Source organism: Photobacterium sp. MCCC 1A19761 (assembly GCF_037389125.1).
Classification (GTDB): domain Bacteria; phylum Pseudomonadota; class Gammaproteobacteria; order Enterobacterales; family Vibrionaceae; genus Photobacterium.
This window is the reverse complement of the sequence record NZ_JAZGTF010000009.1, coordinates 1-15,926: the sequence shown is the minus strand read 5'-3', so window position 1 is coordinate 15,926 and position 15,926 is coordinate 1. Positions and strand designations below refer to the sequence as shown.

The 15,926-nt window shown below is 53.0% G+C and carries 10 protein-coding genes and 6 tRNA genes; 6 read left to right on the top strand and 10 right to left on the bottom strand.

The features are described from left to right. Positions 1–53: 53 nt before the first annotated feature. The 7 genes from VV869_RS10460 to VV869_RS10430 form a co-directional block, all read right to left on the bottom strand. The gene (locus VV869_RS10460) at positions 54–1,610 is read right to left on the bottom strand and encodes an ABC transporter substrate-binding protein (protein WP_337734882.1); all 1,557 of its coding nucleotides are present in this window, start codon (positions 1,608–1,610) and stop codon (positions 54–56) included. 99 nt (positions 1,611–1,709) lie between these two features. Then, positions 1,710–3,428: an ABC transporter ATP-binding protein gene (locus VV869_RS10455; RefSeq protein WP_337734881.1), complete on the bottom strand. Its 1,719-nt coding sequence runs from the start codon at positions 3,426–3,428 to the stop codon at positions 1,710–1,712. A gap of 894 nt (positions 3,429–4,322) precedes the next feature. Next, positions 4,323–4,399, bottom strand: a tRNA-Pro gene (locus tag VV869_RS10450). A 29-nt stretch (positions 4,400–4,428) separates the two neighbouring features. After that, positions 4,429–4,504, bottom strand: a tRNA-His gene (locus VV869_RS10445). 9 nt (positions 4,505–4,513) lie between these two features. Next, positions 4,514–4,590: transfer RNA gene (locus VV869_RS10440), tRNA-Pro, on the bottom strand. 65 nt (positions 4,591–4,655) lie between these two features. Further along, a tRNA-His gene (locus tag VV869_RS10435) sits at positions 4,656–4,731 on the bottom strand. Positions 4,732–4,769: 38 nt separating this feature from the next. Further along, positions 4,770–4,846 (bottom strand) — tRNA-Arg (locus tag VV869_RS10430). A gap of 293 nt (positions 4,847–5,139) precedes the next feature. On the opposite strand from VV869_RS10430, the gene VV869_RS10425 reads away from it, so the two are divergent. Next, entirely contained in the window at positions 5,140–5,550 is a 411-nt protein-coding gene (locus tag VV869_RS10425; RefSeq protein ID WP_337734880.1) for a c-type cytochrome, read from the top strand. 102 nt (positions 5,551–5,652) lie between these two features. Here the strand turns inward: VV869_RS10425 and rep are convergent, their stop codons facing one another. Beyond that, complete coding sequence (gene rep, locus VV869_RS10420) at positions 5,653–7,668, bottom strand: DNA helicase Rep (RefSeq protein ID WP_337734879.1); 2,016 nt, start codon at positions 7,666–7,668, stop codon at positions 5,653–5,655. Between the two features lie 235 nt (positions 7,669–7,903). Between rep and VV869_RS10415 the strand changes: the two genes are divergently transcribed. The 4 genes from VV869_RS10415 to ubiK all read left to right on the top strand — a co-directional run bounded on the left by VV869_RS10415 (position 7,904) and on the right by ubiK (position 13,105). Next, the gene (locus tag VV869_RS10415; RefSeq protein ID WP_337734878.1) at positions 7,904–8,476 is read left to right on the top strand and encodes a TetR/AcrR family transcriptional regulator; all 573 of its coding nucleotides are present in this window, start codon (positions 7,904–7,906) and stop codon (positions 8,474–8,476) included. Continuing rightward, positions 8,473–9,588, top strand: a complete 1,116-nt coding sequence (locus VV869_RS10410; RefSeq protein ID WP_337734877.1) for an efflux RND transporter periplasmic adaptor subunit — start codon at positions 8,473–8,475, stop codon at positions 9,586–9,588. Before VV869_RS10415 ends, VV869_RS10410 begins: the two co-directional genes overlap by 4 nt. Positions 9,589–9,600: 12 nt before the next feature. Next, positions 9,601–12,720, top strand: a complete 3,120-nt coding sequence (locus VV869_RS10405; RefSeq protein WP_337734876.1) for a multidrug efflux RND transporter permease subunit — start codon at positions 9,601–9,603, stop codon at positions 12,718–12,720. 124 nt (positions 12,721–12,844) lie between these two features. After that, positions 12,845–13,105, top strand: a complete 261-nt coding sequence (gene ubiK, locus VV869_RS10400; RefSeq protein WP_261601372.1) for a ubiquinone biosynthesis accessory factor UbiK — start codon at positions 12,845–12,847, stop codon at positions 13,103–13,105. A 101-nt stretch (positions 13,106–13,206) separates the two neighbouring features. On the opposite strand, the gene ilvC is transcribed toward ubiK, so the two are convergent. Next, positions 13,207–14,691, bottom strand: a complete 1,485-nt coding sequence (ilvC, locus tag VV869_RS10395; RefSeq protein WP_337734875.1) for a ketol-acid reductoisomerase — start codon at positions 14,689–14,691, stop codon at positions 13,207–13,209. A 140-nt stretch (positions 14,692–14,831) separates the two neighbouring features. On the opposite strand from ilvC, the gene ilvY reads away from it, so the two are divergent. Further along, positions 14,832–15,701, top strand: coding sequence for an HTH-type transcriptional activator IlvY (gene ilvY, locus VV869_RS10390; protein WP_337734874.1), 870 nt, complete (start codon positions 14,832–14,834; stop codon positions 15,699–15,701). A 103-nt stretch (positions 15,702–15,804) separates the two neighbouring features. Here ilvY and VV869_RS10385 read toward each other — a convergent pair. Next, a tRNA-Asp gene (locus VV869_RS10385) sits at positions 15,805–15,881 on the bottom strand. Positions 15,882–15,926 lie beyond the last annotated feature (45 nt).

Here is a 15,926-nt window from a genome sequence, read left to right as displayed (position 1 = left end):
GAGCAGCATCCGGCACCGAATCTCACCGGCGAGGACCGCCGGTGGGTTCCTTCTTATTTATCAACCACCAGATCACCGAAGTACGGATAGTTCATCGCATTGACAATCGGTTTGATGTGCAGCTTCTCACTGGCGCCCCATGCCAGGTTCTGCCAGTGCAGTGGGACAAACGCCGCGTCGTTGTACAGGGTTGCTTCGACTTTCTGCAGCATCTGCGACCGCTTGGCCGGATCGGTTTCGACGTTCGACGCTTCAACCAGACGATCGACTTCCGGGTTCGAGTAGTAGCCACAGTTATACTGGCCCTTACCGGTTTCTTCGTTACGGGTCATGGTCAGGAACTCAGTGAAGTTGGCAGAATCTTCGGTATCCGAGTGCCAGCCAATCATCATCATGTCCGCCGCACAGACATCAAACTCAGGCCAGTACTGCGCTTTCGGCAAGGTTTTCAGATCGACCTTGATGCCGATTTTCGACAGCATGGCAGCCACTGCCTGGGCAACTTTGGCGTCGTTCACATAACGGTTGTTCGGTGCCAGCATGGTCAGCTTGAAGCCTTTCTCGTAACCGGCTTCTTTCATCAGCTGTTTGGCTTTTTTCAGATCGTAGCGCGGCACCAGCTCAGCGTTATACCCGGCATACCCTTCCGGACCTTGCTGGCCGGCTGCCGTCGCAAAGCCCTTCATGATTTTCTTCACGATGCCTTCTTGGTTGATCGCATGCACAATGGCCTGACGCACTCGCACATCTTTCAGGGCTTCGTTGCTGCTCTGGTTCATCTGGAAGGTAATGATCCGAGTTCCCGGCAGGGTCACCAGATCGATGCCTTTGGTGTCCTTCACGCGGTTATGGTCGTTCGGCGCAACCGGATAAATCATATCGACGCCGCCGGACAGCAGCGCGGCCACACGGGTCGCATCCTCTTTGATCGGCACCAGCGTCAGCTTGTCGACATTGCCTTTTGAGTCTTTGTCCCAGTAATCGGCAAAACGCTCAAATTCGACCTTCACGCCCTGCTCACGCGCCGTCACGATAAACGGCCCCGTCCCGGAGACATGAGTCGAAGCATAGGAATTACCGTGCTTCACCAGCTCAGACTTGTCTTTGCCGTCTGCAGTTTGGCCGCTGTAGAACTTGCTGTCCATCGGGAAGATATAGGTTGCGGTTTGCAGCACCAGCGGATAAGGGCCTTTCGAGATCAGCTCAACGGTATACGCGTCGACCTTTTTCATCTCGGTGTACGGTTCGAAAATCGCTTTAAAGTCCGCAGAACGCTTCAGACGGTTAAACGTCCACACCACATCATCCGCAGTCATCTCATTGCCGGAGTGGAATTTCACCCCTTTACGCAGTGAGAAACGGAACGTTGTATCATTAATACGCTCCCAGCTCTGTGCCAGACGCGGCTCGAAATCCAGATCCTGGGTATAACGTACCAACGGGTCAAAGACCATATGAGACATTTGCAGCGTTCCGCCGGATAGCTGCTCATGCGGATCAAGCGAGACTGGGTCAGCATCATAGGCGACCTTAATATCAGCGGCAGCAGCACTAAAGCTCAGGCCTGCAGCCATGAGGGCGACAGCCAGCTTGGTCTTGATGGTTTTCATTGCATAGCTCCTTTATGCGGGGAGGTCACTCCCTTTATCATTGTGTTTGCTTTTGTCGTTTATGCTCCCTGCCACCCGGTTGCGGGCAGGGCAACAGGGTTAGGCTAATTTTAATCCTTCCTGACTCATCCCTTTAAATTCCGGCATCAGGGAGATCAGTTGTTGGCTGTATTCGTGTTGCGGCGAGTTAAACAGCTGCTCGGTCGGCGCCACTTCCAGCAAAGTCCCCATCTGCATCACGCCGATGCGATCACACATCTGGCGGATCACCGGCAAGTCGTGGCTGATGAACAGCATGGTCAGGTTCAGCTCGTCTTGCAGATCTTTAAGCAAATTGAGGATTTGAGCCTGCACCGACACGTCCAGCGCCGAGGTTGGCTCATCACAAATCAACAGACGCGGACGGGTCGCCAGAGCGCGGGCAATCGAGATCCGCTGGCGCTGGCCGCCGGAAAATTCATGGGGGTATTTCACCCCGGCAGCGCTTCCCAGACCGACGTGATCGAGCAGGTCGTTCACAATTTGCCGGGTTTGCGCATCATTTTCAGTCAGCTGATGGAAACGGATCGGCTCGGCGATAATATCGGCGATTTTCATCCGCGGGTTCATTGAAGAGTACGGGTTCTGGAACACCATCTGCATCTGACGACGCAGCGGACGCCGCTCGGCCTCGCTCTTGAGCGCCGTCAAATCAATGCCTTCAAAGACCACCTTGCCTGAGTTCGGCGGGTACAGGCCGGCAATGACCCGGGCAATGGTGGATTTGCCGGAGCCGGACTCCCCGACCAGGCCGAAGGTTTCCCCTTCAAAGATTTCAAAACTGACGTTGTTGGAAGCCTGGACATACTCGCGGCGGCTCTCAAAAAACGAATGCTTAGTGACAAAGCGCAAATTAACGTTTTCGACCTGCAGCAATGCCCCGGTATAGTGGCGCTGATCCTCGCTCTGCCCCAGCCAGTGATTCTTCACATCCAGCTTGCTCATTTCCCCGGCTTCTTCGATGTAATTCACCAGCGGGAAACGATCCAATTTCACATCAGAGCGCGGCACTGCAGAGATCAGGCTTTGGGTATAGGGATGGGAGGGTTGGCCCAGCACCTGTGCCGTCTTGCCGATTTCCACCAAATCACCGCGGTACATCACGGCAACCCGGTCGGTCACGTTCGACACCACCCCCATATCGTGGGTCACCAACATACAGCCGACGTTTTTCTTCACGCACAGCTCACGGATCAAATTGAGGATTTGATCCTGAATCGAGACATCAAGGGCGGTTGTCGGCTCATCGGCAATGATCAAATCCGGCTCACCGGCCAAGGCAATCGCAATGACCACCCGCTGACGCATACCGCCAGAAAACTGATGCGGATACTGTTTGATCCGGACTTCCGGCTGCGGAATCCCGACCTGCATCATCAGGCTGACCGCGCGGGTATAGGCTTCTTGCTTGCTGACATCCAGATTAGTCAGAATGGTTTCGGTCAGCTGCTGTTCCACCGTAAACAGCGGGTTCAGCGACGTCATCGGATCCTGGAAAATAAAGCCGATTTTGGAGCCGCGGACCTTGCGCATCTCCTCCGGTGACAAGCCGGATATTTTTTCGCCATCCAGAAAAACATCGCCACTGGCGATCTGCCCCGGCGGGCTCAGAAGATCAATCACGGCGTTGCCCACCGTTGATTTCCCCGCCCCCGATTCGCCGACCACACCCACAATTTCACCGCGCTCAATCGTAAACGACAGCGATTTCACCGCAGCATGGACCCCATGACGGGAAGGATATTCGATGCGGAGATTTTTAACTTCTAATAGTGCCATTACCAGACCCCAACTGCTTGGCAGTGCTCTGCCCTGTCTGAAAAAGTGAATCCTTTCGAAAATCAGCACAATTTGCTGAATATATGTTCAGAAGACAATTTGGCAAAGATTTCACAAAAAATCAACAAAACATGCTGAAAATCTGAAAAAATGAATATTTCACGAATAAATAATCATCCAGGCAATGTTTACCAAGCGAACAAGACAAGTGTAAATACGTAACCAAAGCCTAACAGTAACGCCACATTATCAGCCAAATACCCTCATGCGACCATCAACCCCAAGCCCCGGACACACCAACAATTTGCATAAAACAGCAAAGCAACAAACTCAGAATTTAACAAATACAACACAATCAACCACAAATACCGATTAAAACAGAGTGATTAGAAGTAAAAAAACAAAATAACCAGTAAAAAATTAATGTGAAGCCCAACAGATACGGCAAGATCCACCACCAGCAACCTTGTTGATGCGTGAAATGAAATGGCATGTTTTGACACAGATCACAAGCAATCGACCGCTGAACGCCGTCAAGTGTGAAGAAGCGCGCTTCTCATCTCAGCCTCCATCGGGTTATCCGGGGCTACCCACGCAAGAAAGCCTCATAATAAGCAACTGTTTATCTTGTCATTAAGACCGGATGACATGGCGGCCCTGCTGTATCACGCCAGATGATCTGCGGCATACATATCAGCCCATCACCCATCGTATCGACAAACGCCAGATAGAAAAAAAACCTAGCTCGAAAGCCAGGTTTCTCATGATAGTCGGTGAAGCGAGATTCGGACGGGGCGGCCTTCCGGACCCGACGCATCCCGGCCCGGCCCGTAACCAAAACAGCAAACGCCAGATAGAAAAAAACCCTAGCTCGAAAGCTAGGGTTTCTAATGGTGGTCGGTGAAGAGGGATTCGAACCCCCGACCCTCTGGTCCCAAACCAGATGCGCTACCAAACTGCGCTATTCACCGACAGTGCTTCGTCATCGAAGACTTGAAAATGGGGTGGCTAACGAGACTTGAACTCGCGACAACCGGAATCACAATCCGGGACTCTACCAACTGAGCTATAGCCACCATTGTTAGTGGTCGGTGAAGAGGGATTCGAACCCCCGACCCTCTGGTCCCAAACCAGATGCGCTACCAAACTGCGCTATTCACCGACTTTGTTCTGTATGGAGTTTTCACCCCTGGATACTGATTAGTATAAATCAATACCGCTGTAAAATGGGGTGGCTAACGAGACTTGAACTCGCGACAACCGGAATCACAATCCGGGACTCTACCAACTGAGCTATAGCCACCAATGTTACTTTTTTTACTTTGCCGTCCTAGACCGGAATGGCGCGCCCGAAAGGATTCGAACCTTCGACCTTTGGCTCCGGAGGCCAACGCTCTATCCAGCTGAGCTACGGGCGCCACGCCCTATCGGCGGAGGTGAATATTACGGATCACACCCTGTCTCGTCTAGTCTTTTTTTTAATTTTTTTCTCGTTCGCTGCAAATCTAATCAAATAACTGTTGATTCGTATCATACAAACACAGGCATCTGGTTTATCACATTAAAAATAGGGGATATAATTACCGGGTTTTTACATTTTAAACAACTTTTACATAATCACTGCCTTGTCCCAACAGTACGATTAACAACAACTTTTGCAATACGACTGTGGCAATCGCACATAAGAATCTGGAAGTGTAAGGTGAGCTCAATGGAATTATCTCTTCGACAACTAATCGTAGCCGCAGTAGCAGCATTGACTTTTGCCGGCTCAGCCGTGGCCGCAGATATGTCAAACGAAGCTATTGCAGAACGTATCAAGCCAGTTGGCTCGGTCTATCTGGAAGGGGCTGCACCGGCAGGTGAGGCCGTCGCAGCCGGCCCGCGCACAGGCGATGCTGTTTACGGTACGTTCTGTGTTGCCTGTCACGGCAGCGGTGTGATGGGTGCGCCAAAAAAAGGCAATGCCGATGACTGGGCGCCACGCATTGCTAAAGGGAAAGATGTACTGGCCGATCACGCCATCCACGGCTTCAATGCCATGCCGGCCAAAGGTTCTTGTATGAACTGTAGCGATGATGAAATCATTGCCGCGATCGACCACATGATTGAAGGCCTGTAAGCCGTCGCCCATCGGTCCAAGGATCATCTACGCAAAAGGGTTGGCTTACCGCCAACCCTTTTTTGATAGAAACATCACCAGCCTTATGCCTGCGGTACAGTGCTATTTCTTAAACATTGCCCGGATATTGGCAATGTGCGCCTGGCCTTTTTGCATTCGCTCTTGCTGGCTGATCGGTTTTTTCTCTGTTTCCCAATCCAAGTCATCCTGCGGTAGCTCATAAAGAAACCGGCTCGGCTCCGGCTTCAGCAACTCACCAAACTGGCGGCGCTCCTTACACAGGGTAAACGTCAGCTCCTTCTGTGCCCGGGTGATCCCGACATAGGCCAGACGGCGCTCTTCTTCGACATTGTCCTCGTCGATACTGGTCTGGTGCGGCAGGATGCCTTCTTCCGTCCCGATCAAGTAAACATACGGGAACTCCAGCCCCTTGGACGCATGCAGCGTCATCAGCTGTACCTGATCGGCATCATCATCGTCCTCGCCCCGCTCCATCATATCGCGCAGGGTCAGACGCTGAACCACCTCTTTAAGGCTCTTGGCTTCCTGATCATAGTTATCTCCCTCCAGGTCAGCGGTGATCCAGCTATACAGGTCGGAGACATTCTTCATGCGCATCTCGGCAGCCTTCGGACTGGCGGAACTCTCGTACAACCAATCTTCATAGTTGATATCCCGGATCAACTGACGCACCGCCGCAACGGTGTCACCGCGCTCAGCATTGTCACTCAGCTCAACCACCCAACGGGTAAAGCGACGCAGGGATTCCAGGCCACGCCCACCCAGATGCTGCTCCAGGCCGATCTCAAAGCTGGCTTCGAACAGGCTCTTGCCCCGCATGTTGGCGTAGGTGCCGAGCTTCTCCAGCGTCACCGGGCCAATCTCCCGGCGCGGGGTGTTCACAATGCGCAAGAAGGCATTGTCGTCATCCTGGTTGGTCAGCAAGCGCAGGTAGGCCATGATGTCTTTGATTTCTGACCGGGCAAAAAACGAGGTGCCGCCGGAAATTTTGTACGGGATCCGGTTTTGCATCAGCGCCTTTTCAAACAGCCGCGACTGGTGGTTACCGCGATACAAAATCGCATAGTCTTTATAGGCAGTGTTGTTGAGGAAGCGATGGGCAATCAGCTCCCCGACCACTTTCTCCGCTTCATGATCTTCATTTTTGGCAGTGATCACCTTGAGCAACTCGCCATCGGGAATTTCCGAAAACAGGGTTTTCTCGAAGAGGTGTGGGTTGTTGGCAATCAGGATATTGGCGCTGCGCAGGATGCGGCTGGTCGAACGGTAGTTCTGCTCCAGCTTTATCACCTTCAGCGACGGAAAGTCCTGATTTAGCAACGCCAGATTCTCCGGCTGCGCGCCACGCCAGGAATAAATCGACTGATCGTCATCTCCGACCACGGTAAACCGTGAGCGCTCACCCACCAGCAGCTTCACAAACAGGTACTGGCTGGTGTTGGTATCCTGGTATTCATCCACCAGCAGGTAGCGAATCCGGTTCTGCCAGCGCTGGCGCACTTCCTGGTTATCGCGCAGCAACAGCACCGGCATCAGGATCAGATCATCAAAATCCAGCGCGTTATAGGCTTTCATCTGCTTTTGATACATCTCATAGCAGTAGGCAAACAGCTGATCTTTTTCAGACTTGGCGTACCCCTTGGCGTCCGCCGGCGACAGCATATCGTTCTTCCAGTTGGAGATGGTCGACAATAACTGCTTGAGCAGATCCTTATCGCCGTCGATCTGCTTCTCGGTCAGCTCTTTGAGCAGCGCCATCTGATCCTGATCATCAAACAGGGAGAACCCGGCTTTCAGCCCCAACGCTTTGTATTCGCGGCGGATCATGTTCAGCCCCAGGGTGTGGAATGTCGATACCATCAACCCCTTGGCTTCCTGGCGGCCCAGCGTCTGCCCGACCCGCTCTTTCATTTCCCGCGCCGCCTTGTTGGTAAAGGTCAGCGCCGCAATATTGCGGGCTTTATAATCACACTGCTGCACCAGATACGCAATTTTGTTCGTGATTACCCGAGTCTTGCCCGAACCGGCACCGGCCAAGACTAAGCATGGGCCAGACACGTATTTTACTGCTTCGGTTTGCCTTGGGTTCAGTTTCATCGGCGTATCCTGTGTCATCGTTGGTCATTTAAAGATCAGCAGGCGCATTGTAGCGAGTTATCACAGCTTGTCTATTCAGTCCGGAAGCACGAGCACGGCTGACCGGAGTTCAACGGGGCGAACGTAAGAAATGGCTTGCATAAGACACTTGGCTGCTTAAAATAATGAATGAACGTTCATTCACTACCTTTTTTTACATTTGTAACCGTCTATGTGTGATAAGAAAGCCCGCATCATGCGCGCAACTGAAAAGTTATTGGCGGACTATGGGTTTCATGGTCTGTCCATGCAGATGGTCGCCAGGGAAGCCGGGGTCGCAACCGGCACCATTTATCGCTATTTCGAAGATAAAGAAGACCTGTTACATCAGCTCTACGACCATATTTTGTCCCGGGTGGCCCTGCTGGTCACCCAGAACGTCACTGATGACATGCCACTGAAAGAACGTTTCCGTACCATGTGGCTGAATATCTGGTCAATGGCTTACCAGGAAGATGCCCCGCTGATCAATCGCGGTCAGTTTGAGAACCTGCCCCGGCGCAACACCCGGGAGCAGCAGCAACTGGAACAAAAACTGTTTTCTAAAGTGCATCGCCTGTTTGAGGAAGGGAAAGCCCAGGGCCTGCTGAAGCCACTCGACAACGAAATCCTCAGTGTGCTCAGCCTTGAACCCAGTGCTTGCCTGGCACGTAAACACCTTACCGGTGTCCTGAACGTCGACGAGAAAAGCCGAGATGCGGCCCTCGAAGCCTGTTGGGATGCCATTACACAGCATCACTCAAGTAACTCCGGAGCACTAATAAAATGAAAAGATGGGTAGCATGGCTAGTCATGTTGATAATCGTGGGAATACTCTTTGGCTCTTTGTTTGTTCATAAGTATTTTGATATTAAAGACAAAATGGCAAAATTTGCCAGTATGCCAGAACCGGAGTTTCCCGTTACCGTAACTGAAACGCAATCAACCAACTGGGTACCGACGATTGAAGCGATCGGCTTTGTCGAACCGAACCAAGGGGTCACCATTACTACGGAAGTTTCCGGGGTGATTGACAGCATTGACTTTGAGTCCGGAGCCACCGTCAAAGCCGGTCAGCCGCTGGTCTTTCTGGATTCCTCGGTGGAGAAAGCGAATCTGAAAAGCTCTGAAGCCCGCTTGCCGGCTGCCAAAGCCAAATATATCCGCTATCAGGGTCTGTACAAAAAAGGCTCGATTTCCAAAGAAGCCTATGACGATGCAGAAGCGTCCTACTACTCTCTGTCCGCGGATATCGAAAGCCTGAAAGCGACCATTGAGCGCCGGACTATCAAAGCGCCGTTCGACGGTGTGGTCGGCCTGCGTAACGTCTTCCTGGGCCAGTATATCCAACCCGCCGATGACATTGTGCGCCTGGAAGACACCACCCTGATGCGCCTGCGCTTTACCGTACCGCAAACCGACATTTCGGATATTCACCTAGGCCAGGATGTAGAAATTTTTGTCGATGCTTACCCGGACACCCCATTCAACGGCAAAATCAGCGCCATTGAACCTGCGGTGAACTTCCAGAGTGGTCTGGTTCAGGTCCAAGCCGATATCCCGAACAACAACGGTCAGCTGCGCAGCGGGATGTTTGCCCGGGCAAATATCATCCTGCCGACCCAGGAAAACCAGGTGATCCTTCCGCAAACGGCGATTACCTATACCCTGTACGGCAATAACGTCTACCTGGTCAACAAAAACGAGCAGGGCGAACTGCGCGTGCGTCAGTCCGTGGTGAAAACCGGTGAACGAAAAGGCTCGACTGTGCATGTGCTTGAGGGCGTTCAAGCCGGTGATACCGTCGTCACTTCAGGCCAGCTGCGTCTGAGCAATGATGCCAAGGTACGTATCGTCGAAAGCGATGCCCTGGAAGCGCCAGCTGAAACCCCAATGCTATAATCCGGAGGATTAATGCGTTTTACTGATGTTTTTATTAAACGTCCTGTCCTGGCAGTCTCAATCAGTTTTCTGATTGCCCTGCTCGGCCTGCAAGCGATCTTCAAAATGCAGGTCCGTGAATACCCGGACATGACCAATACGGTGGTCACCGTGACCACCGGCTATTACGGGGCCAGTGCCGACCTGATCCAGGGCTTTATCACCCAGCCACTGGAGCAGGCCATTGCGCAGGCCGATAACATCGACTTCATGACGTCATCCTCTGTGTTAGGGCGCTCGACCATCACGGTCACCATGAAGCTCAATACCGATCCGAATGCCGCCCTGGCGGATATTCTGGCCAAGACCAACTCGGTGCGCTCCCAGCTACCGAAAGAGTCCGAGGATCCGACGGTCACCATGTCGACCGGCTCCACCACGGCGGTCATGTACATCGGCTTTACCAGTGACGAGCTGGCCTCAAGCCAGATCACTGACTACATGGAGCGGGTGATTAACCCACAGTTCTTCACCGTCAACGGGGTCTCCAAAGTTGATCTGTACGGCGGGATGAAATATGCCCTGCGCGTCTGGCTGGATCCGGCCAAAATGGCCGCTTACAACCTGACGGCCACCGACGTGATGAGTGTCCTGAATGCCAACAACTACCAGTCGGCGACCGGTCAGTCCATCGGTGAATATGTGCTGTACAACGGCACCGCAGAAACCCAGGTCGACAATACCAATGACCTGGAAAAACTGGTGGTCTCAACGCAGCAAGGTCAGGTGATCCGCCTCGGCGACATTGCCAAGGTCACCCTGGAGAAGAGTCACGATACCTACCGGGCTTCCGCCAACGGCCGTGAAGCCGTAGTGGCCGCAATCAACGCCGCGCCAAGTGCGAACCCGATCAACATCGCAGCCGATGTGCGCCTCCTCCTGCCGGAGCTGCAGCGCAACATGCCAAGCAACATCCAGATGGATGTGCTGTATGACTCGACGATTGCGATCAATGAATCGATCAATGAAGTCATCAAAACCATTGCTGAAGCGGCGCTGATCGTTCTGGTGGTGATCACCCTGTTCCTCGGCTCCTTCCGCGCGGTGATTATCCCGATTATCACCATTCCGCTGTCACTGATCGGCGTTGCCATGGTGATGCAGAGCTTCGGTTTCTCCTGGAACCTGATGACCCTGCTGGCGATGGTGCTGGCCATCGGCCTGGTGGTCGATGATGCGATCGTCGTACTAGAAAACGTCGACCGTCACATTAAGCTGGGTGAATCCCCATTCCGTGCCGCCATTATCGGTACCCGGGAAATTGCGGTGCCGGTCATTGCGATGACTCTGACGCTGGGTGCGGTCTATGCGCCGATAGCCATGATGGGCGGGATCACCGGCTCCCTGTTCAAGGAGTTTGCCCTGACGCTGGCAGGCGCGGTCTTCGTATCCGGGATCGTGGCCCTGACCCTGTCGCCGATGATGTGTTCTAAAATGCTCAAGGCCAATGAAAAGCCGAGCAAGTTTGAACTGTCCGTCCATAACTTCCTTGACCGCATGGCCAATCGCTACGAAAAAATGCTGAAGACTATCATGCAGCATCGACCAGTCGTGATTGTATTCGGTCTTCTGATCTTTCTCTGTATGCCGGCCTTGTTCAAGCTCATTCCAAGCGAACTGGCACCGGCAGAAGATAAAGGCGTGCTGATGTTGATGGGCAAAGCCCCGTCCAATGCCAACTTAGATTACATCCAGAACTCGATGGCCCAGGTCAACCAAATGCTGGCCGATCAGCCGGAAGTGGCTTTCTCCCAGGTTTTCTCAGGGGTTCCGGCCTCTAACCAGGCGTTTGGGATTGCCTCCATGGTGCCTTGGAGTGAACGTGAAGCCAGCCAGGCAGAAGTGGTTCAGCGAGTGACCGGACTGGTTAAAGACGTCCCTGAGATGTCGGTCACGGCCTTCCAAATGTCGGAGCTGCCGGGTGCAGGTGCAGGGCTGCCGTTGCAGTTTGTGATTACCACTCCAAACCAGTTTGAAAGCCTGTTCCAAGTCGCGAGTGATATTCTGACCGATGTTCAGTCAAGTCCAATGTTCGTCTATTCCGAACTTGATTTGAATTATGATTCGGCCACAATGAAAATTCGCATCGACAAAGACAAAGCCGGTGCATACGGTGTCACCATGCAGGATATCGGGATCACCTTGAGTACCATGATGGCTGACGGCTACGTCAACCGGATAGATCTGGATGGCCGCTCCTATGAAGTGATCCCGCAGGTCGAGCGAAAATACCGGCTTAACCCGGAATCTCTGAACGGCTTCTATGTCCGTGCTGCTGATGGCAAGTCGATTCCGCTGGGCAGCCTGGTCACCATCGACATTGTGGCTGAACCACGCGCCCTGCCACACTTCAACCAGCTGAACTCAGCAACCATTGGTGTCGTTCCGATGCCAGGTACAGCGATGGGATCGGCCATCGACTGGTTCATCAATGATGCGGCCAGCAAACTACCGGTCGGCTATCAGTATGACTTCATGGGTGAGTCTCGTCAGTACGTGACCGAAGGTAATGCCCTGTACACCACATTTGGGCTCGCGCTGGCCATTATCTTCCTGGTGCTGGCGATTCAGTTCGAATCGCTACGTGACCCGCTGGTGATCATGGTCTCGGTCCCGCTGGCAATCTGTGGTGCTCTAGTCGCTCTGGCCTGGGGGGCAGCCTCGATGAATATCTACTCTCAGGTCGGCCTGATCACCCTGATTGGCCTGATCACCAAGCACGGGATCCTGATCTGTGAAGTAGCGAAAGAAGAGCAGCTGCACCGTCAAAAAGATCGTATGGCGGCGGTCATGGAAGCGGCCAAGGTTCGTCTGCGCCCGATCCTGATGACCACGGCAGCGATGATTGCCGGTCTGATCCCACTACTGTACGCCACCGGTGCCGGAGCAGCCCAGCGCTTTAGTATCGGGATCGTGATTGTCTCCGGCCTGGCGATTGGGACGCTGTTTACCCTGTTCGTACTGCCTGTGATCTATACCTATCTGGCCAGCGTTCACAAGCCGCTGCCAATCTTTGTCGAGGACAAAGATCTGGAAAAGCTGAAACGGGCTGACGAAGCACGCAATGCATTGAAAGCCCAAAACGTTGTCTAATCAACAGCAATCAGAAAGGCCGCCTCGTGCGGCCTTTTTTATTTGCGATTGTCGACGACAACCCTGACAGATTTGCATAAAATAACGACAACAAATTCAAAGCCGTTACGGAGTTAACACCGCGATGTTTGATCCAAAGAAACTTGAGCAGGTCGCCAAACAGATCCACGATTCGATGCCGCAGCCGGTCAAAGAGCTGGGCAACGATGTTGAGCACAAAGTGCGTCAGGTCATCCAGGGCCAGCTGAGTAAACTAGATGTGGTCAGCCGCGAAGAGTTTGATGTCCAGACTCAGGTGCTGCTACGCACCCGCCAGAAGCTGACAGAATTAGAACAGAAACTGGCTGCACTCGAAGCCAAACTTGGCGAAAACGATCAGGACTAATCCCGATCCAAGGGCCAGATACAACAAAGGCTTGGTGTCTCCACCAAGCCTTTTTCATTTCCAAGATACTGTGACTGACACTGTTGTCAGCCACAGTCGATTTAGTCACCAACCGCAATGCGCTTCATGTCTGTCATGTAACCGCGCAGCTCCTGGCCAATCCACTCTACCGGATGGTTACGGATGGCTTCATTCACATCAATCAGCTGCTGGTTGTCGACCTGATTTGAAGTTTCGCCCAGGCCTTTACCAATCACATCGGTCTTCACGGACGGCATGAATTTTTCACGCAGTAACGGGGTTGCGACATTGGCAAACAGGTAGTTGCCGTACTCCGCTGTATCGGAGATCACCACGTTCATCTCGTACAGGCGCTTACGGGCGATGGTATTGGCAATTAATGGCAGCTCGTGCAGCGACTCATAGTACGCCGACTCATCAATAATCCCGGAAGCCGTCATGGCTTCGAACGCCAATTCAACCCCGGCACGAACCATGGCGATCATCAGGATGCCGTTATCAAAATACTCCTGCTCGGCAATCTTCACATCAGACTCTGGGTAGTTCTCGAACGCCGTCTCCGCCGTTTCCGCACGCCAGCCCAGCAGGTTCGCATCGTCATTGGCCCAGTCTGCCATCATGGTGGCAGAGAATTCGCCCTCGATGATGTCATCCATGTGCTTGTTGTATAGCGGACGCAGCAGGGTTTTCAGCTCTTCAGACAACTCATAGGCTTTGATTTTAGCCGGGTTCGACAGGCGATCCATCATATGGGTGATCCCCCCGAACTTCAGTGCCTCGGTAATGGTTTCCCAGCCAAATTGCAGCAGTTTCCCGGCATAACCCGGGTCAACGCCTTCGGCGACCATTTTCTCGTAGCAAACAATTGAGCCGGCTTGCAGCATGCCACACAGAATCGTCTGCTCACCCATCAGATCAGATTTTACTTCCGCGACGAAAGACGACTCCAGCACACCGGCGCGATGACCACCGGTCGCCGCTGCCCAGGCTTTGGCAATCTCCAGGCCTTCACCTTGCGGATCGTTTTCCGGGTGAACCGCAATCAGAGTCGGTACACCGAAACCACGTTTGTACTCTTCGCGCACTTCAGTACCCGGGCATTTCGGTGCGACCATCACCACTGTGATATCCGGACGGATCTGCATCCCTTCCTCAACAATGTTGAAACCGTGCGAGTAACCCAGTGCCGCCCCTTGCTTCATCAGCGGCATCACCGTTTCCACCACGTTGGTGTGCTGTTTATCCGGGGTCAGGTTCACCACCAGATCAGCTTGCGGGATCAGTTGCTCATAGCTCCCTACTTCAAACCCGTTATCTTTCGCATTCTTGTACGACTGACGCTGCTCATCAATCGCCGCCTGACGCAGTGCATACGCCACATCGAGACCCGAGTCTCGCATGTTCAGGCCCTGGTTCAGGCCCTGGGCTCCACAGCCGACAATCACAATCTTTTTGCCTTTCAGGTAATCGGCTTCCGTCGCGAACTCAGCGCGATCCATGAAGCGGCAGCGGCCCAGCTGATCTAACTGCTGGCGTAGGTTTAGGGTATTGAAGTAATTTGCCATTTTTATGCTCCATCAAGACTTTATTCCGTGGCAAAGAAATCGATTTCCTTTGCATTGATTTGATAATAGATCAGGGTATAAATTGCCTAAAGTGATATATTAACAATCACTACTTGCATTTATTGCAACATGGATGAGCAATGGATATTAAGCATCTCAATTATTTTCTGCATTTGTGTGACAGCCGGAACTTCAGCAAAACGGCTGCCGCAGTCCATATCAGCCCCTCGGCCTTGAGCCGCATTATTCAGCGGCTGGAAGATGAGATCGGTCAGGCGCTGTTTATCCGTAACAATAAAGCCGTGAGCCTGACGCCGGCCGGTGAAACCTTACTCCCGGTTGCGATGCAGATTGTCTCAGACTGGCAAACCATCAAGACAACATTGCGAGATGATGAAGCCTTACTCAAGGGTAAGCTGACGCTGTTCTGCTCCGTCACCGCCAGTTACAGTCACCTGCCCGATCTCCTGGCACGGTTTCGCCAGCAGTATCCCAACATCGAAATTCAGCTGATCACCGGTGACCCGGCCCAGGCGATTGAAAAGGTATTAGATGGCAATGCAGACATCGCCATTGCTGCGAAAGAAGACAGGATGGCGGCCTCCCTGGTCTTCAAACCCATCGACAGGGTCTCCCTGTCCGTGATCGCGCCCAAATTTAACCCAACCGGGGCAAGTTTTGTCGGCGAGAACGTCGACTGGGCCAACACGCCCTTGATCCTGCCCGAGTCCGGTACTGCCCGGACCCTGGCCAACCAATGGCTGGCAGCCAAACACATCCGACCGAATATTTACGCCCAGATTGCCGGCCATGAAGCGATTGTCAGTATGGTGGCGCTCGGATATGGCATCGGGGTGGCCCCCGATGTAGTGATCGATAACAGCCCGGTGAAGGATAAAGTAGAACGCCTTAAATCCGAATCGGTAGCCGCTATGGAACTTGGGCTGTGTTGCCTGAAAAATCGAGCCACAGAGCCCCTAACGCAAGCAATGCTGGCACTTATTGGTTAACGTACCGTCGTCGGCCGTACCGCAAATCACTCGAGACCAAAGGGCTTGCGGGAGCGTTAAACGCAAAAAAGCCCCGCTATTTCTAGCGAGGCTTTCGAAGAAGTGGCGGAGCGGACGGGACTCGAACCCGCGACCCCCGGCGTGACAGGCCGGTATTCTAACCAACTGAACTACCGCTCCACACGGCACCTAATCGAAGTCTTATTGTTGATGCTTCAATCAAGT